Origin of the sequence: Mesorhizobium sp. M0478 (genome assembly GCF_040321305.1) — a bacterium.
Taxonomy (GTDB): Bacteria; Pseudomonadota; Alphaproteobacteria; order Rhizobiales; family Rhizobiaceae; genus Mesorhizobium.
On the sequence record NZ_JAMYRH010000023.1, the window covers coordinates 12,180 to 28,319 of the forward strand.

Consider the following 16,140-nt stretch of genomic DNA (forward strand, 5'->3'; position numbering starts at 1 on the left):
GCTTCTTCCTCAATTGCGTTGCAGCTTGTGAATTCCAAGCCTGACAGGCCCTCCCCTGTCACAACTCGTGCAGAAAAGCGCTCGCTCGCCGGAACTGACAATGCGGCTTTTCCATTGCGCTCGATGAGGCGTTTTGCCGTTGCATGGTGCGAACATGATCTGCAACAAGCTCGCAACACATGCCACTCGCGAAATGTCGAGCGCCCATACAGGCCACCGTGAACGCTGCCAGGCGCTCTCAAGCGTCAACGCCGGTTGCTGTTTAGCTGGCGACGTCCCTTGGCACGCTTTCGGTCGGAGAAAAGCGAATATCCGCCGTCCTCCCGAAATCTGCAGCGACGCATGAGCCCCGGGCTTGACCCATTGCGTCGCCGAGATTTATTCCCTTGGGCGCCGGCATGGTGTGCCCCAGGAACCTCTTCCACAGTCGCTAGCCAATAGCGGGGCTCGAATTGATGCGGCTGAGCCCACAAATTTCGATCGCGCGGCCAATCGAAAGCCATGAAGAGAGGTGGAAACCCTGTAGTGCCGAAGTATCACGTTGAGGGGATGGATGGTGCTACGCAGACGGCCATACGGACAGTCAACGCCCATGTGGGCCGGTAAGCATCCGAATGCACTCTGCGCGCAAGTGAACCCCTTGCGCTAACGCTTCGACGCGCCATCAAAGCATTGACCATGTTGGGGGGCGATCGCACCGCTGATGGCCAGCGAAGGCCAACAAGTGGTCCGGCTACCCTTGGAGCCAATCCGCATTTCTGGCGATTTTTCCCTGGAGCAATCAGTGCATTGACATGAACTCGGCCGTTTTATTGTTCCTTGCTGAGTGCAGGTAATCGTGCCGGAACTCAGCAAGAAAGGCCAGTCCTTCCCAATCATGGATGGTCAATTGGCCATTCACAAGTGATGTAAGGTGCTTCTCCCGAAGAGACTTGAGCGTGCGGTTGATGTGGACTGCCGACAGCCCTGTCGCCTCGCCAAGGTCAGCTTGAGTCACACCAAAAGCGCAGGTTTGATCGGACGCAAGTCCGGCATCTTCCATACGTAGCATGATTTCACAGAGAAGGTGGGCCACTCGGCCAAGCGCTTGGCGCTTCCCGACATTGACCACCCATTCGCGAAAAATCGATGCATCAACCAGTGTCGTTCGCCAAAGATTTGCCGCCAGCCTGGGGTGGCGTTCGCAGAGCAGCCGGATAGCCGAGTGATCTATGAAGCCAACACTGCAAGCGCTCACCGTTCGAACGTCGCTATCCAACAGATCGAGGTGCAGGCTCAACAGATCGGGCATGTCGCCAGGCACATGATAAGCAGTGACCTGACGCTTCCCGTCTCCTGTTACCTTCGAGGTGCTGGCTAAGCCAGCCAGGACCATTATGCACCGGGACGGCTGGTCGCCTTCCCGGACCAAGTTCTGGTTTGCGCCAATCGCAACGATCCTTATTCTTACCGCGTCGAGAGCTTGACGCTCACCTGACGTGAGGGTGAAGGCACGATGGAACTTGGCGGTTAAGGGGCTTTGATAAAGCATGTCGGCTCTCCGTTTGGGCGGGAGCGCTATGGTCTCTCAGTCACCCGCGGCCAGCAGAACGCGAATGATGCCCGACCTTATATCATAAACACCGGACCGACTTAACCTGTGATAAGTCTGGCACTGCTTCCGATGGTCCTTTCCCCATCGGCAAACACAGGCTCAACAGGATTGGTGCTTACGAGGGAAGCGGCCCATCATCGGGCCTCGAGTTGCGCAGCTGCGGCAGCAGCTATAATAGATCGTTCTCAAATTCGAGGACTCACACCATGACCGACGCCCCCGACCACGCCGCTGAACTGGTAGACCTCACGGCGGATGTGGTATCCGCGTACGTCAGCAACAATCCCGTGCCGGTCGCGGGCTTGGCGGACCTGATAGCCTCAGTGCACGGGTCGCTGTCTGGGATTGGCCATCGCGTGGCTGCCGCGACCGAAGAACCAGTGCCTGCGGTAAATCCAAAAAGGTCAGTATTTCCCGATTACATCATCTGTCTTGAAGATGGTAAGCGGTTCAAAACCCTTCGGCGACATCTGCGCGTGGATTTCGGTCTCACTCCTGACGCGTATCGAACGAAGTGGAACTTGCCATCCACTTATCCGATGGTCGCTCCCAACTATGCGGCCTCACGGTCTGCCATGGCGAAGTCGATCGGTCTGGGTAGGAAGGCACCGCAGCCCACGGCAACTGCAACGGGCAAGGCAAGGCCGACGGCTAAGGCTAAAGCGTAGCTTCCGCGATCACACCATTACCACCGCGGCACCAATCGGCGATGTATGCATCGCGGCGGACCTGTCCGCTCTTGGCCGGTGCCCACCCAGGTTCCCCAACCCATGGCGCCGGCCATTTGTGGCCCACACCTCAGCTTCGTATTGCTGCCCAATCTTTTCTTGTTGTAGGCCGCTTACGACGTTAATCTCCGCTTGGCCTGATTTGCTGGGAGGCAACGCCATGGCTGACATAATTCCAATTCGCAAAGCACGCCCTTGTGTCGAAGTTGGCAAACCCTGTGGCGAGTGGTTTGTCCGCGTGATCGAGGAAGACCAGGAACTCACCCGATCATTCAAGCTCGAATCCTATGCCGTGGCCTTTGCAGAAGGCCAAAGGTCGCGTCTGCATCTCAACACGTTTTCGCGGCTGTAGAGCAAGCCTATGCAGAGGTCCGCAGGGTTACTGGCGAATTTGGGCGATAGCATCGAAGCCATCGCCGGCCACATTGCGACCATGGAAACGCGACAACTGCACCAATAGCTCAAGTCGTTGCCATCGAGATCGGAAATCGCCAGCGCGGAAATGGTGATGGGCATCCTCGTCTATCGAGAGGTTGAACTGCGCCGCCGGCGGGGGACGGGCGGCAACGTGCTGCCCTTCCCCGGTCTCGGGACTCCACCTATCCAGCACTAGGCAGCGACGCCGGACCTGTAAGAGGCCATCGGATAGCGCATCCCTGTCGGTGATTGTTCACGTTCTTGAGCAGCACTTCATGCGGATCCTGCACGGCCTGGTGATTGTCGCAGATCGGCGACAATCGGGCCGACGATTGCCTTGTGCAGCCGTTCCGCCTCGATCTTGAAGCGGGCGAGCTGTTCCTGCGAAACGTGTTGTGAGGGGTTTTCGTCTTGACCATGGTAGCGAACTCCGTTGAGGGGATCGCCGCAAACGGTTCTTGCACAAAAAAGCCCGTCGCGGTGAGCGACAGGCTATTATGACATCAGGGATTAGAACTTGTAGGCGATGCCGAAGCGAACCTCGTTGGTCTTCAGATCAACGTCGGCATTGACCAGACCACCAAAGGATTCTGTACCGAAGTCGGTATAGCGATACTCGCCTCGCAGCAGCAGATTGTCGGTCATGGCATAATCCAAGCCCACGCCTATCGTCCATCCTGTGAATGTATCTCCGAACGAAGGTCCGCCTCCATTATTACTTATGTCGACATCGCCAAACGCAACGCCACCCGCAATATAAGGAAGAAAGCGATCAACGGCATATCCTAGGCGCAGTCTTGCCGCCGCACTCCAGTTGAGTTCTTCGGTGGCGATGCCGCCCGGGATCGGGATACCAGGAGCGCTGAAGACTTGGCCGCTGCCATCAACATTCGCATATACGACGTCCAGCTCCGCGCCAATCACAATGTTATTGGACATCTGATAGTTGTAACCGGCGTAGACGCCACCAAGGAACCCGTCGGGATCTGTGTCGACAAAGCCCGGCCCACCGATTTCGTCTATGTTGCCATTCCCCCAAGCATAGCCTGCCTGTAGGCCGACATACCCACCCGTCCAGCTAAAGACCGGCGCGGCTTCTGCAACGATGGCATCGGCAGCATACGCCGACGAAGCCAGCAGAGACAACGACAGACCAAGAAGCAGCTTCTTCATAGGTGATCTCCTGTAACTAACCTTTTTGGTAGCAGAGCGCGCCGATTGATGCAGTTGTTTTTCTGCCACAGTTGGCCGAATTCAAATCGGCCGCCCGCACTTACATGAGAACCTTATGCCAACTCGCTGGTGGCGATCGGATCGCCCCTCGCCACAGTGGGCAACTGCTCGGCCACCCAAACTGTCCGGAACCTTCAGGCCGGGAACACTCATTCCGGTATCCCAGAATTAACATCGAGGAGGGTACGATAAAGGCTGTCGACCTCCTTGTCGTCGAACGCCTCGGTCAGCTCGCTTTCCGCAATCCCCTCAGCCTCTGCGTCGGCGATTAGGCGCTTTGCGAGCTGCTCGATCTCCGCTCGCTCTTTCGGCGCACCGGCGTCGGATAGATCGTGTTTTTTTATCCATTGGTTCAAAAATAGGACGGCCGGCTTGCTCATTCGGAAACACCTGGGGCAAAGTGCACGACGGCATCGACCAGCGTCCGATATAGGCTATCAACCTCTTCGTCGATCTCTTCGCGCTCGATCGTCAAGGCTTTAGCGTCGGCATACAATTTGTGTATGTACTCACTTACCGAAACGGCGTCGGTTTTAGCCGTTTCGGGGAAATTGTTGCCGATCCAGCGATCGAGACTTGACGCCGCGTGTGCTCATGAAGCCTAAGCTCGATCCAGCGCTTAGGTTCCAGCAGGGCGCTCGACGGCAGCTTCGTCGACCTCGGCTTCCATTTCGTCGTTGACAGTCTTGGTCTTGCCGAAGGCGGCCACCGGCTCACCGTCAAAGCCCTGCAGCCACGCGTCGGCATGCTCTCCCCAGTAGGCTGGCACCGCACGTCTCCTTGCCATCCTTGCTCGCTTGGGCGTACATCCAGGCGTAGGTGGCGCGCTCCTGATCTTTCCTAGCCACGGCCATCTGTGTCATCCTCTCGGAAGTCCTGCAGTGAGGCGTGGCGCAGGTCATCCTCGCCGCGCAGGTGCTTTACGCGGCCGATCAGCCCCGGCTTGACCCATTGCGTCGCAGGCCGCTTCATGACGCCCTTGGGCGCCGTGCCTGGGTGCTCTTGGACGCGTTTCCATAGCCTCTCGCGCATTTCCCGGTTCAAGGTGACGAACGCGCTGCCGACATAGCGCCCTGTGCCCCGCTCGGCCATGAGAGCGAAAGCCGGCTTGCCCGCTTCACGCTCGACGCCGAGCAGATCGAACTCGTCGATCGCATAGCACTTGGCCTTCAGCCAGTTGGCTGACGGACCGCTGCGGTATTTGCTGTCCTTCCGCTTCGACACCATGCCTTCAAGTCCGGCTTGGTCGAGCAAGTGAAGGATCGCCTTGGCTTCGCCGGGCAGAGGCTCGCTGAACTGAATACGCCGCCCGGGCTTGATCATGCTGGCCAGGATCTCGCGCCGCACCTCAAGCGCCATGTCGCGCAGATCGTGCCCATTGAGGTGCAATAGATCGAAGGCGACGAAATAGAGGTCTTGCTGTCGGCGGGTGATCGCTTTGCGCAGATCGCCGAAGTCCGAAAGGCCAGCTTCGTTCAAGACGATGATCTCACCGTCGACAATCGCGCTTTCGGCACCAAGACTCTTTGCCTCCCCCACCAGGTCGCGATATTTCGCAGTCCAGTCGTGGCCGTTGCGCGTATAAATGCGTGTGCCGTCTTCATCGATGATCATCTGCGATCGGTAGCCGTCGAACTTGACCTCGTGGGTCCAGCCTTCACCCTCGGGAGGGTTCTCCACAAGGGTCGGCATCAACGGCTCGATGAACTTCAAACGCATGCACTGATCCGCCCTCCGGCGATTCAATAAATTTGAGCTAAAATAGTTCCGAAACCGGAAATCAGCCTCTTGGGTGCAACAAACACGTCAACTCGGCGTTGCGGGATGAGCGAAGGAGGAATCGATATGGCCGACGACAAGAGCAAGCGGGACTTTCGCGATCGGGACCGGGTCTCGGCCGATGAGGATTATGAAGTCGAGTATTTCGCAGCCAAGGCCGGGATCACCCCGCAGCAGGTCAAGGAATTGATCGCGAAGCACGGCAACCAACGCGAAACGCTGGAGCGCGAAGCGAAGGCTCTGCGGAAATAATGACCAGGCTATCGGATCTCGGCAGACCAATAACTGGGCACCGACATGAAGGCCCGCCCGCGAGCGAACTCGCGCATTTCCTCCCTTGCCCTGTTTGCGGGCAACAGATCGATATGCGCGATTTTCGCCAGGTCGCTTATCATGCCGATCCGGATCACGATCAGCCTCTCGAACTAGACGCTTAGGAACACAAGTGCCGAAATACCACGTTGAGGAAATGGATGGCGATACCGTGACGGCTACCCACATCGTGCACGCGACAACGCCGATCAGGGCGGCGCGGGAAGCGACGGAGCGCGACGTCACCCTGCGCACCAGCGAACCCATTTGGATCAGGGTTGCCGACGAGAAGCGCGGGCACGTCTTCGAATACTGTTTCAGCCTGTAGCTGGCGATCCAACCCGGCTAGCTGAGTTTGGATGGCATACCATGCCGTCGACTTCGATACGCAAGTTCGACTATGACCCGAACACCAGGGTTCTCTCGGTTTGGTTTGTAGCGAGCGGGAAGCATTACGAGTTTTTGGACGTACCTGCTGAGGCCGTTGCCGCGTTCAAAGCTGCCTTTGCCAAGGGCGTCTATTTTAACAGCCACATCCGCAATCGTTATGCATTCCGGCTCGCGGCAGGGAGGGCAGCAGCCGCATCGGGCGATTGACAGAATTTCAGATTCGAGGCGGCCCGCGCCATCGCAGGGGAGCAACTGTGCGAATTGACCAGGTTCCGAGGGCAAACGAAAAGCCGGCCGGCCGGGCCAGCGGGCGCGTATTATACTAAGCTAGGTGCTGGGCCTATTTGCCCATCATCATCGCAGTTTTGCAGAAGTTTTCATGGACCTGTCGGACAGGTCTGCCACGACGCGTGACCCACGGCGACGGGTCGGCAAACAGCGCACTCCTGCGCATCCACTGGGCTTACGAAGTCGGTCGGCTGCTCTGCGATCATAGTGCCTTGTCGGAGAACCGCGCTGAGCTCCGCGCAGTCACCGGTCCTGCAATACGGCCGGATCTATGATCAAAGCGCTGAGCAGGAGCCATTCGGGGTCTACGCCTGCCGCCCGGTATTTATTGTCACAAAAAGGGGAACAACGGCAGCTCGGCCGTGTTGGGAGCACAACATGTATTTCGTCAAAGTGCTTTTGGCTGCGATCGCCATCGGTCTCATCAGCCCGGGGGCAATGGCTCAGACCGCGACGACGTCCCCGCAGGAATTTGTCAAAGCAGCTGCGAGTTCAGACATGTTCGAGATCCAGTCGAGTGAGTTGGCGCTGCGGAAATCGAAGACATCACGAGTGAAGGAATTCGCTCGCATGATGATCAAGGACCACACGAATTCTTCCAAGCGGCTCATTGCGGCGGCAAAGAAGGACGACGTCGCAGTGGCACCGGAGATGACAAGCAAGCATGCTGCCCAATTGGAAGCATTGAGCAACGACAGCAGCGGGGCGTTCGATAACGCCTACGTCGACGCCCAGGTTGCAGCGCACCAGTAAGCCCTGACGCTGATGACCTCCTATGCGGAAAACGGTCAGGAAAATCATTTGGCGGCCCATGCGAAAAAGACCGCGCCGGCTCATCCGGCAGCATTTCAAACATGCCCAGCAACTGAGCAAGAGCGGTTCTCAGGGCTGAGTGGATCTGGCCACGACGTTGGTTCTTCGCGTTGCTGTGGAGTCTGTGCCAACCCTCTGGCACTGCCTCCGCCCCCAGGGACGCTGCAACCTTCAAGCGGTCGTCGATGCAGGCTCTAAAGGGTGCGTCGCTCAGGTAGTCCGGCGTGCAAGCACCAGCGTCGTCGAATTTGCCAAACGAACAGGAGACCTGACATGCCAAAGCAAAACGAGACCTCGCATTCGAGACGAAGTGACTTCGCCAATGATGAACCCATTCGCCCGGAGGATGCCGCCGTGTTGGACAGCCCCGTGGGCCACGAAGACAGGCACGGCGCGGAGCCAGGTTTCGGGGGAGCCGACGATGTCGACCAGCCGATCGGCGCAAGGCCCCGCAGCGAAATTACCGGTCGTCATGATGAAGGGGCAGGCGCCAATGAGACGATCGACGGCTTAAGCGAAACCGAGGAACTGACCCGCAGCTACGCCGAGGACATACCAACCGGTGACAATGATGAGGAGGAGGAAGACATCCCTGTCTTCGAAAGAGGCCGAAGCAACACCGAACTCTGAGCGCGCCAGGTTGAACCCCGCACGGTGAGGAACATGACAATGAGCACATTCGGACTTCGGGTTGCGTCTTTGGGGCTCCGGGCTTTTTTGGGACTGGCGGCCTCGCTGACTTTGGGCGTCGAGGCATCTGCGCAGACAAGTCAGGCCGCGCAGCAATCCGGCGACTCGTCGCAAACAGCCAAGCAGGGTCGACTGCCGGCGCAAGGATCGTCGCCGACCGCCAAGGATGATGTCGGCGTTGACGTCTCGCTCGGCCGGCCGGAGGTGAAGCAACAGGTTGCAAGACATCTGGGAGTGGCTGAGACCGAGTTGCCACTGGCGGTGCACGTGCCGATCGCGCTCGCTTCGCAAGTCTGCGGGCAAGAGGTATTTACCGCCCGCGCCAATGTAAACCGAAGCTGCACCGCGACGAAATTCATTCCGGAAATCGCCGAGGCGGCACGCAACCATCCACAAACCTCCGCGGTACCGGAGCAGTAGCACCGAAAATGTCCGAACCCGGCGCGACGGTCGTGCCATGCTTACCCGAGGGTAGCGCTCCAACCCGGGGTAAATCAGCCAGCCCCACCGCCGTCTGTTTTTGGCGGCATGCATGATGGCGTTCGCCGCCATCTCTTAACCAATGTGAATGCTGTTGCTCCGCAGCCACGCTACGAGATCCTGTCCGAAGCGGAGGCAGGCAGATGCCACTGGAATCCCTGATCGATCAATATGTGAGCAGCCGCAAGCGGCGGGGTCTTTTGTCGATACGGCACGCTCTCGAGGCGTTGAAAGAGGCCGTTCCGGCGCTGTCGATCGGCGAAAGCCATCTTGTCAATATGATCGCCGAGCGAGCGCTCGCCTTTGGCCTCGCCATCCACTTCGATCATTCCGGCGAGAATGCCGGGTAAGACATCCACGAGCGTCTGCTGATGCTACAGGACGAGGAACTCGGTGTTCGCGTAGCTTCATTGCCTGGTGGGCGGATCTTTCCGAGGCTGCTCCCATCCGTGTTCTGGGCGGGTGGTTAAAGTCGCCGAAGCGATGCCACGGCGTGCACCGAGCCCACCCCGGCGTTGGACAAGCTCCCCCAGCTTTCGCCAGTTGGAGCTTTCGTCTACTCGCAGCAGCCCTAGCGAGGCTCGATCAGCCTCCGCGTTGGGCGGTCTCGGGTTTTGCTCCAGCGGGCGGTTCGGGCCGGCGAATTGAGGTTGAAAGGAGAAGATGATGACGGACAACAAAACCGAGCGTGATTTTCGCGACAGGAACCGGGTCTCGTCCAACGAACGCAACGAACTCTTCCATTTTGCCCAGCAGAACGGCATCACGCCTGAGCAGGTGATGGAGCTCATCAAAGCCGCCGGGAATGACCGCGCCTCGTTGCGGCTGCGAAGGAATTGAAATCAGTTTCCCGGGGCGGCTCGCTTACGGCATGAAGCCTCGCTGCCGAGGAGAACCTTGAGCCGTGGTGAGAATTTGAGTGTAGCATCATCCTGACGCACACGCGGAGCAGGTCGAGCGTGAAAGTGAAAATTGTACCCCTGCCCAACATGCGGCAAGCGCTGGAGGTTCGAGGCTGCGCAGATCGGCTATGGTCACCCCGAACCATAATCCACTCCAACCCGAGTCCTGGACGCACGGCGTGGCACCGAGCCTACTTCCTGCCGTCGTTCAATAATAATCCCGCGCCGCAGTCAGCCAGCGAGATCACCGTCGTCTGCCGGACGCGTGTCGGCTTCCAAACTGACAACGCACAGCCTTTGTAGCGACGCTTTCCAGCCACGATCACCTGCGCAGCTTTGCCGCGCTCGCTGCGCACCAATAAATTCCATCTCCTTCCCTCACACTGATCTTGTTCAGGCGGTCGTTTTGCCGCTGCGGTAGGCGCTGTCCTTCCGCTTCGATCGCGGTAGCGCCCAGTATCAACGCTGCCAGATCAAACCGCACAATCAGCACCTCAAAGCTGATCAGCAGAAGCAGCAGTGAATCAGGACCTCGCAGAAGCAGCAGTGAATCAGGACCTCGTCGATCAGGGTCAAAGGGCCAAGCACATATGTCTGGGCACGGTGACCGTGGCATAGCCGGCGCTGCAATGACGGCGTCGGTGCCCGTCTTGTGGAGCCGGAAAGCCCAACTTAGAAAACAGTCGGCGGTGCCGATCTCGAAGAAATTCTAGCCCGGCACGGTGAACAGGCTGGGGGCCGCATCGCGATCTAGGGTTCAGCACAACTCCGGCGGCATCGAGACGATCGACCTCAGCCCGGTCGGCGGCCCTCGGCCACGTCCATGACCAGCACGCGCAGCATGGTCAGCTGGCGCTTACCCTCCATGGCGCGCCCGTCGGCGACGGTCTGTCTCTTTCGGCTCAGGAAAACGTCACTCTGAGTTTGCTAAACGCGGTGCTGGACCGGTTACCACGCGTCAGATCTGGATCATCACCTTGCCGGCCTCGATTCTCATCGGATAGATCGCGAGCTTGACGCAGACCGGCGCGCCCTTGACCTGGCCGGTCGCAGAGCGGCCAATGTGCTTCAAGGCATTCGATGACGTCGTCGATCACCAGCCCTTCGGCTAGATGCGCCTTCTCATGGGTCCAATATCCGTCGGTGGCGAAGAGCTCGTCATCGGGCGAGCGGCAAACCGCGAGGATCGAAGCAGATGACATCCTCTTCCTCGATGTCATCGACCGCGCACGCTTCAATCCAGTCGGCCATCTCCGGCTCCCGCACCATCCGCTATGGCTATTCAGCCGCCGCCGACATATCCACCTGGTGAAATTCGCCGCGATAGGGTCTGGCTGTCGGCGGCAATTCGCGCTTGAGATAAAAATCCTCGTACCGCAGCTGCTTCAGCAGCACCGGCCAGACCTCGCGATAGGCATGCCACATCGACGGGTTCGCTACCGGCAGGTCGTGCTTGATCAGCTCGTGCAGCCTCGGCAGCGCATGATAGGGCACCATCGGGAACATGTGGTGTTCGACGTGATAATTCATGTTCCAGTAGATGAAGCGGCTGACCGGGTTCATGTAGACGGTGCGGGTGTTCAGCCGATGGTCGACCACGTTGTCGGCCAGGCCGATATGCTGCAGCAACCCTGTCAGCACCATGTGCCAGCTGCCATAGAGGCGCGGCAGGCCGATCAGCACCAGCGGCAGCAGCGACCACGTGAACAGCGCCAGCCCGACTGTCGCCGCATAGATGGCGACATGCCAGCGCGCAGCGATCACCGCCTTGTGCTGCTCCATCTCGGGGATATAGCTCTTCTCTTCATCGGACAGCTTGCCGAACGCCTGGCGCACCAGCGCCGGCAGCGAATAGCGGAAATCGAGAATACCGGTGAAGGCGAGCGCCGCCCGCAGCAGATCTGGGGGGCGCATGACGGCGATTTCGGCATCGCGGCCGACGATGATGGTATCGGTGTGATGGCGGGCATGGCTCCAGCGCCATTGCACGGGGTTGCGCATCAGCATGAAGCTTGAGATCTGGTAGACGACATCGTTCATCCAGCGCGTCCGGAACGCGGTACCGTGGCCGCATTCGTGCCAGCGCGAGTCGCTGGACGAGCCGTAAAGCACGCCATAGACGAACAGGAACGGCACCACCCACCACGTGGCCCAGAACCATACGATGCCGGCGGCCGACACCAGGATCGCGGCGACCCAGATGATCGTGTCGCGGATCGCCGGCCCGTCGGAGCGTTGCATCAACTCCTTGATCGCCTTGCGCGGGACATCGGTGTGATACCACTCGGCCGAAGCCAATCCGGTCTCAATGGCGCGCTTGGTGCTTTCACCGACCAGGCTGTAGTCGCGCTTCCTGCTTGCCGTCATCGTCATCTCCGCTTTCCCGCCTGCGCTCCGCAAGGGCCGCCTGGGGCCGGCCGGGCCGCGCCTGCTTCCGTATTCCGGCGCACTTCCCGCCCGCCGCGGCAACCGATCGTGCGTTTCAAGCCGGTCACGCCTGCAGTCTCGCAAAAGCGCCCGACGGCGCAGGGTAATCCTGTTGCGGCTGCCGGGCGATCGACCCTATCCTCGCTTCCGCTTGGGCGATCTGGCCGGCACCGTCGAGCACCCGGAACACGGCGTCATAGGAGCGGCTTTCGCCATGGTCCAGCCAGATCATCTCGCCCCGTTCGCGCGCGGCGAGATTGCCCAGAACATGATGCGTCGAAGGTTCGATTCCCAACGCATATAGGCCGGCCTGGAAGTTCTGCCACTGATAGGTGCAGGGCAGCTGATCCTTGCGGGTAACGACCTCGAAGCCGAGGCCCAGGTGGTCATTGACGACGGCCACCGGCACCTCGCCCGCCGCATCGGAGCCAAGCTCGTGCTCCCAGACCTGCTCGCTGAACCCCAGCTGCGGCGCCGGCACGGTTCGGTAGCCGACTTTCTGCGCCTCGTAGCGTTCGCCGGCGTGCGCCGCCCAGACGACATCCCGGATCGGCGCCAGGTAGCGCGAACCCTCGTCGAGCAAGGGATGGCTGACATTGACGTGATAGAAATACATATGCGGCGTGCGGCTGAAACCGTGATTGACGACGCGGTCCGACAGGCGGATCTCGCTGCCGCCGACATCGGCCTCGATGCGGCGCAGCAAATGGAGATCCTCGCCGAACACGGTTGCCTGCTGGACGATGCCTTCCGCCCACAGCACGCAGCGGTCGCCGTCCCAGGCCTCGCCGTAGCCGGTCAGCCGCGCCGGCACGGTGCCGATGCGGCCATGCAGCGAGTGCAATACCCGCTTGCGCCCGGGATAATTGTAGCTTTCGGCCGGCACGTCTTGCCGGCCCAGTATATGATCGAGGCCGCAGGTGACGAGCAGCCCCGAGAACGACCGGCCAAAGGCGAAACCGTCCTCCCCTTCATGCTCGTGCAGTCCGGGGTGGCGAAAGCCGCTCGGCGAATGCCAGCCGATCGCCTGGCCCCGGAAGTCGCAATCGGCGATATCAAGCGCCCGGTCGACCAGCGCCGTGAAGCGCAGGCCGGAGCCGGTGCGGAACTCGAGCATCCGGATGCCGCGCTCCACGCCGTCGCCGAGCGTCATAAGCCGCACACCGGCAAACTGCGACAGCATGCCGGACCGCTCGGCCACCTGCCTTCGCGACAGCGTCTTGCCGTAAAGCTCTACCATGCGACGTCCTTCACTTTGCCCGCCTCCTTGAGCAAGGCCGACATGTCGGCGCCGGTGATGATGCTTTCCACCGTCAACAGGTCGGTGTCGGCGACCGTCTGTTCCGCGACGATTTCGCCGCGGCGCATGACGATGATGCGGTCGGCGACCTGGAACACGTGGTGGATGTTGTGGGTGATGAGCAGCACCGAGTGGCCGGCGTCGCGCACCTCCTTGACGAAGCGCAGCACGCCGTGGGTTTCCTCGACGCCAAGATTGTTGGTCGGCTCGTCGAGTATGATCACCTTGGCGGCGAACTGCATGGCGCGCGAGATCGCGATCGATTGCCGCTCACCGCCCGAGAGCGTGCTCACCAGTGCATCGGCATCGAGCTTTTTCGAAATGCCGACCCGCTTCAGCAGCGCCGAGGCGGCGTTGCGAAGCTTGGCGAGATCGAGCGGCGCGAACACGCCGAGCCAGCCGAAATTGACCGGCTCCCGGCCCAGGAAAAGATTGCGCGCGATGCTGAGGTCCGGCGCGAGCGATGTGTCCTGATGGATGGTCTCGATGCCGAGGTCCATCGCGTCGCGCGTCGAGCGGATCGATGCCTTCTCGCCGCGCACGAAGATGTCGCCGTGGTCGGCCGGGAAGACGCCGGAGATCGCTTTGATCAGCGTTGACTTGCCGGCGCCATTGTCGCCGAGCAGGGCAACCACCTCGCCTTCGTTGAGGGTGAACGAGGCGTTCTTCAGCGCACGCACGTTGCCGAAGGACTTTTGCAGGTCTTGCAGACGCAGCACTTCCATCGTCAGCTCCTTGCGGCGTTCTTCTGCAGCAAAGCGTGCAGGATGAGCATGGCGAGGATGATGACGCCGACGAAGATGTTGTATGCCAAGCCCGGCACGCCGATCAGCACGATGCCGTTGCGGATGGCGCGCAGCATCAGCGCGCCGACGATGGTGCCGAGGATGGTGCCGCGCCCGCCGGTGAGCGCCGTGCCGCCGACCACCACCATGGCGATCACTTCGAGTTCGTAGCCGGTGCCGGCCACCGGCGAGGCGGCCGAAATCCGGAACGCGCTGATCATGCCGGCCAGCCCGGCCACCACCGAGGTCAGGATGAACAGCCAGATCTTGACCGCGTCGGCCGGCACGCCGCGCGCCACCGCTGCGTTGCGGTTGCTGCCGATGGCGCTGATCCAGTTGCCGAGCTTGGCGTAGCGCAGGATGTAAATCGCCAGCAGCGACAGGCCGATGAACCACCAGAGCGAGGTGTAGAACCGGAACGAGCCTACATTGAAGCTGCCGGCAAGCAGCGTGACGAAGAAGCCGGGCTGGTCCCACGACTTCAGGGGGAATCCCTGCGTGATGTAGAGCGCCGCGCCGCGCACGACGAGCAGCATCGACAGCGTGACCAGGAACGAGGAAATGCCGATCTTGGTGACGATCAGCCCGTTGATGGCGCCGATCGCGATGCACAGCACAAGCCCGGCCAGGAGGGCGACGCCGATGTCGATACCGCCATTCTGCACCAGCAGCATCACCACGACGGGCGCAAGGCCGAACACGGCGCCGACCGACAGATCGAACTCGCCCGCCGTCAGCAGCAGCGTCATGCCGAGAGCGATGATGCCGAGCTCGGGCAGGAACGCCATCATGTTGGATATGTTGAGCGGCGACAGGAAGTTGCCGTCGGCGATGGCGAAAACCACGAGCAGCACGATGAGGATGATGAGCGAGGAGAATTGCGGCGAACGCAGCAGCGCAGACCTGCCCTTCGCTCGCTGCGTGTCGTCGTCTGCTGTGATTGCCATATCTGTCAGGACCATGCGTTTCGTCCGGCGCCCGCCATTTCGGTGCGGGCGCCGATTGTCGTCACTTGTTGTAGAGTTTCAGGATCGGCTCGACGCTCGAGGCGTCGTAGAGGCTGAATGTGTGAATGTCGTAGCCGACCGGCTCGCCAGAGGCCGCAAGCCCGAGCAGCGCCACCGGCATGAAGCCCTGCGCCGACGGGTACTGCCAGGCCGCAGCATTGACGAAGCCGGACTTGACCGCCTCGGCCGTCTCCTTTGAGTTGCCCCAGCCGACGACCGGGACCTTGCCGGCCGACACACCGGCCCCGTCGAAGACGCGTTTGATGCTTGCTGCCACGGAATCGCCCAGTGCAATGATTGCCGGCGGATTGTTGGCGACCATGTAGTCGGTCATCTTGGCGATGATGCCGGCCGGGTCGGTGCCGCAATCGACCACGTCGTACTTGATGCCGAGCGGATCGAAGACGCTGGCGATGCCCTCGGTCTCGAGCTGCTGGTAGCTGGCGCCCGGCACTTCGACCGGCAGGAACACCTTGTCACCCTGCTTCACCATCTTGTGGTCGACGAGATACTTGGCCCAGATGACGCCCGCTTCCCTGAGGTCGGCCCCGACATAGGCCTGCCGCCCGGTCGCCGGATCATCGGTGTTGAAGAACACGATCGGTATGCCGGCGGCCTTGGCGGCCTTCACCTCCTCCGTCCACAGGCCGGGCTGAGCCGAGGTGGTAGCGATGCCGTCCGGCTTGGCGGCGAGCGCCGAGTTGAAAGCCTCCTTCTGCGCCGCCATGTCGCCGCCGCTGAACGAGATCTTGCAGGTCACCTTGAGCTGGTCGCAGGCCTTGGTCGCGCCGGCATTCCAGTCGATCCAGAACGCGTCCGAAGGGCCACCATGCGACAGCAGATAGAAGGTCTTCTGGCCGTCCTGCGCGAATGCCGGCAGGCTCAAGGAGACCCCGGCTACCAGCGTTGCCGCGGCAGCCACTTTCAATGCGAATTTCAACATTCATTCCTCCCTTGGTTGGAGTTGCGCCGCCATGCGCCGGCGGCGCAACCGG

General features: G+C 60.6%; 21 protein-coding genes and 1 pseudogene. 10 read left to right on the plus strand and 12 right to left on the minus strand.

Going from position 1 to position 16,140, the window contains the following annotated elements; all coding sequences use genetic code 11:
- Positions 1-781: 781 nt before the first annotated feature.
- Positions 782-1,531: a Crp/Fnr family transcriptional regulator gene (locus NKI64_RS31010; RefSeq protein WP_023686036.1), complete on the minus strand. Its 750-nt coding sequence runs from the start codon at positions 1,529-1,531 to the stop codon at positions 782-784.
- Between the two features lie 269 nt (positions 1,532-1,800).
- Here NKI64_RS31010 and NKI64_RS31015 point away from each other — a divergent pair, with 269 nt between their 5' ends.
- Together NKI64_RS31015 and NKI64_RS31020 are read left to right on the plus strand one after the other, a co-directional pair.
- Positions 1,801-2,262, plus strand: coding sequence for a Ros/MucR family transcriptional regulator (locus NKI64_RS31015; RefSeq protein ID WP_352671917.1), 462 nt, complete (start codon positions 1,801-1,803; stop codon positions 2,260-2,262).
- A gap of 220 nt (positions 2,263-2,482) precedes the next feature.
- Positions 2,483-2,674 carry a hypothetical protein gene (locus NKI64_RS31020; protein ID WP_023673145.1) on the plus strand — a complete coding sequence of 64 codons (192 nt, stop codon included), beginning with the start codon at positions 2,483-2,485 and terminating at the stop codon, positions 2,672-2,674.
- A 575-nt stretch (positions 2,675-3,249) separates the two neighbouring features.
- Here the strand turns inward: NKI64_RS31020 and NKI64_RS31025 are convergent.
- The 4 genes from NKI64_RS31025 to NKI64_RS31040 all read right to left on the minus strand — a co-directional run bounded on the left by NKI64_RS31025 (position 3,250) and on the right by NKI64_RS31040 (position 5,691).
- On the minus strand, positions 3,250-3,912 hold the full coding sequence (locus tag NKI64_RS31025; RefSeq protein WP_023673148.1) for an outer membrane protein: 663 nt from the start codon (positions 3,910-3,912) through the stop codon (positions 3,250-3,252).
- A gap of 209 nt (positions 3,913-4,121) precedes the next feature.
- Entirely contained in the window at positions 4,122-4,352 is a 231-nt protein-coding gene (locus tag NKI64_RS31030) for a DUF768 domain-containing protein (protein WP_023673149.1), read from the minus strand.
- A gap of 239 nt (positions 4,353-4,591) precedes the next feature.
- The gene (locus NKI64_RS31035; protein ID WP_023673151.1) at positions 4,592-4,741 is read right to left on the minus strand and encodes a hypothetical protein; all 150 of its coding nucleotides are present in this window, start codon (positions 4,739-4,741) and stop codon (positions 4,592-4,594) included.
- Between the two features lie 71 nt (positions 4,742-4,812).
- Complete coding sequence (locus NKI64_RS31040) at positions 4,813-5,691, minus strand: ATP-dependent DNA ligase (RefSeq protein WP_352462975.1); 879 nt, start codon at positions 5,689-5,691, stop codon at positions 4,813-4,815.
- Between the two features lie 126 nt (positions 5,692-5,817).
- Here NKI64_RS31040 and NKI64_RS31045 point away from each other — a divergent pair, with 126 nt between their 5' ends.
- The 8 genes from NKI64_RS31045 to NKI64_RS31080 all read left to right on the plus strand — a co-directional run bounded on the left by NKI64_RS31045 (position 5,818) and on the right by NKI64_RS31080 (position 9,564).
- Positions 5,818-6,003, plus strand: a complete 186-nt coding sequence (locus NKI64_RS31045) for a DUF3606 domain-containing protein (RefSeq protein WP_023700484.1) — start codon at positions 5,818-5,820, stop codon at positions 6,001-6,003.
- A 193-nt stretch (positions 6,004-6,196) separates the two neighbouring features.
- A complete protein-coding gene (locus NKI64_RS31050; RefSeq protein ID WP_023673158.1) occupies positions 6,197-6,391 on the plus strand; it encodes a hypothetical protein in 195 nt (64 codons plus the stop codon).
- 41 nt (positions 6,392-6,432) lie between these two features.
- Positions 6,433-6,660 (plus strand): KTSC domain-containing protein, encoded by a 228-nt coding sequence (locus NKI64_RS31055; RefSeq protein ID WP_023673160.1) that lies wholly within the window; start codon positions 6,433-6,435, stop codon positions 6,658-6,660.
- Positions 6,661-7,119: 459 nt separating this feature from the next.
- Positions 7,120-7,494, plus strand: a complete 375-nt coding sequence (locus NKI64_RS31060; protein ID WP_352671919.1) for a DUF4142 domain-containing protein — start codon at positions 7,120-7,122, stop codon at positions 7,492-7,494.
- Positions 7,495-7,827: 333 nt separating this feature from the next.
- Positions 7,828-8,184 (plus strand): hypothetical protein, encoded by a 357-nt coding sequence (locus NKI64_RS31065; RefSeq protein ID WP_023685250.1) that lies wholly within the window; start codon positions 7,828-7,830, stop codon positions 8,182-8,184.
- Between the two features lie 87 nt (positions 8,185-8,271).
- Positions 8,272-8,664 (plus strand): hypothetical protein, encoded by a 393-nt coding sequence (locus NKI64_RS31070; RefSeq protein WP_352671921.1) that lies wholly within the window; start codon positions 8,272-8,274, stop codon positions 8,662-8,664.
- A gap of 203 nt (positions 8,665-8,867) precedes the next feature.
- Positions 8,868-9,074, plus strand: coding sequence for a hypothetical protein (locus NKI64_RS31075; RefSeq protein WP_023673164.1), 207 nt, complete (start codon positions 8,868-8,870; stop codon positions 9,072-9,074).
- 316 nt (positions 9,075-9,390) lie between these two features.
- Positions 9,391-9,564 (plus strand): DUF3606 domain-containing protein, encoded by a 174-nt coding sequence (locus NKI64_RS31080; RefSeq protein ID WP_023700486.1) that lies wholly within the window; start codon positions 9,391-9,393, stop codon positions 9,562-9,564.
- Between the two features lie 253 nt (positions 9,565-9,817).
- Here the strand turns inward: NKI64_RS31080 and NKI64_RS31085 are convergent, their stop codons facing one another.
- The 7 genes and pseudogenes from NKI64_RS31085 to NKI64_RS31115 all read right to left on the minus strand — a co-directional run bounded on the left by NKI64_RS31085 (position 9,818) and on the right by NKI64_RS31115 (position 16,088).
- Positions 9,818-9,985 (minus strand): hypothetical protein, encoded by a 168-nt coding sequence (locus NKI64_RS31085; RefSeq protein WP_155927361.1) that lies wholly within the window; start codon positions 9,983-9,985, stop codon positions 9,818-9,820.
- 599 nt (positions 9,986-10,584) lie between these two features.
- A pseudogene (locus tag NKI64_RS31090) lies at positions 10,585-10,877 on the minus strand (Rieske 2Fe-2S domain-containing protein).
- A 27-nt stretch (positions 10,878-10,904) separates the two neighbouring features.
- Positions 10,905-11,999, minus strand: coding sequence for a fatty acid desaturase family protein (locus NKI64_RS31095; RefSeq protein WP_023685252.1), 1,095 nt, complete (start codon positions 11,997-11,999; stop codon positions 10,905-10,907).
- 118 nt (positions 12,000-12,117) lie between these two features.
- Positions 12,118-13,293, minus strand: coding sequence for an aldose 1-epimerase family protein (locus NKI64_RS31100; protein ID WP_023673170.1), 1,176 nt, complete (start codon positions 13,291-13,293; stop codon positions 12,118-12,120).
- Complete coding sequence (locus tag NKI64_RS31105; RefSeq protein ID WP_023689425.1) at positions 13,287-14,084, minus strand: ATP-binding cassette domain-containing protein; 798 nt, start codon at positions 14,082-14,084, stop codon at positions 13,287-13,289. Before NKI64_RS31105 ends, NKI64_RS31100 begins: the two co-directional genes overlap by 7 nt.
- On the minus strand, positions 14,081-15,085 hold the full coding sequence (locus NKI64_RS31110) for an ABC transporter permease (protein ID WP_050586906.1): 1,005 nt from the start codon (positions 15,083-15,085) through the stop codon (positions 14,081-14,083). The genes NKI64_RS31105 and NKI64_RS31110 overlap by 4 nt, the downstream gene beginning before the upstream one ends.
- A gap of 61 nt (positions 15,086-15,146) precedes the next feature.
- Positions 15,147-16,088, minus strand: a complete 942-nt coding sequence (locus NKI64_RS31115) for a sugar ABC transporter substrate-binding protein (protein WP_023673173.1) — start codon at positions 16,086-16,088, stop codon at positions 15,147-15,149.
- Positions 16,089-16,140: the final 52 nt, after the last annotated feature.

Coding starts and splice junctions, on each gene's coding strand:
- NKI64_RS31010 (WP_023686036.1), bottom strand. CDS start 1,531: ATGCTTTATCAAAGCCCCTTAACCGCCAAGTTCCATCGTGCCTTCACC.
- NKI64_RS31015 (WP_352671917.1), top strand. CDS start 1,801: ATGACCGACGCCCCCGACCACGCCGCTGAACTGGTAGACCTCACGGCG.
- NKI64_RS31020 (WP_023673145.1), top strand. CDS start 2,483: ATGGCTGACATAATTCCAATTCGCAAAGCACGCCCTTGTGTCGAAGTT.
- NKI64_RS31025 (WP_023673148.1), bottom strand. CDS start 3,912: ATGAAGAAGCTGCTTCTTGGTCTGTCGTTGTCTCTGCTGGCTTCGTCG.
- NKI64_RS31030 (WP_023673149.1), bottom strand. CDS start 4,352: ATGAGCAAGCCGGCCGTCCTATTTTTGAACCAATGGATAAAAAAACAC.
- NKI64_RS31040 (WP_352462975.1), bottom strand. CDS start 5,691: ATGCGTTTGAAGTTCATCGAGCCGTTGATGCCGACCCTTGTGGAGAAC.
- NKI64_RS31045 (WP_023700484.1), top strand. CDS start 5,818: ATGGCCGACGACAAGAGCAAGCGGGACTTTCGCGATCGGGACCGGGTC.
- NKI64_RS31055 (WP_023673160.1), top strand. CDS start 6,433: ATGCCGTCGACTTCGATACGCAAGTTCGACTATGACCCGAACACCAGG.
- NKI64_RS31060 (WP_352671919.1), top strand. CDS start 7,120: ATGTATTTCGTCAAAGTGCTTTTGGCTGCGATCGCCATCGGTCTCATC.
- NKI64_RS31065 (WP_023685250.1), top strand. CDS start 7,828: ATGCCAAAGCAAAACGAGACCTCGCATTCGAGACGAAGTGACTTCGCC.
- NKI64_RS31075 (WP_023673164.1), top strand. CDS start 8,868: ATGCCACTGGAATCCCTGATCGATCAATATGTGAGCAGCCGCAAGCGG.
- NKI64_RS31080 (WP_023700486.1), top strand. CDS start 9,391: ATGACGGACAACAAAACCGAGCGTGATTTTCGCGACAGGAACCGGGTC.
- NKI64_RS31095 (WP_023685252.1), bottom strand. CDS start 11,999: ATGACGATGACGGCAAGCAGGAAGCGCGACTACAGCCTGGTCGGTGAA.
- NKI64_RS31100 (WP_023673170.1), bottom strand. CDS start 13,293: ATGGTAGAGCTTTACGGCAAGACGCTGTCGCGAAGGCAGGTGGCCGAG.
- NKI64_RS31110 (WP_050586906.1), bottom strand. CDS start 15,085: ATGGCAATCACAGCAGACGACGACACGCAGCGAGCGAAGGGCAGGTCT.
- NKI64_RS31115 (WP_023673173.1), bottom strand. CDS start 16,088: ATGTTGAAATTCGCATTGAAAGTGGCTGCCGCGGCAACGCTGGTAGCC.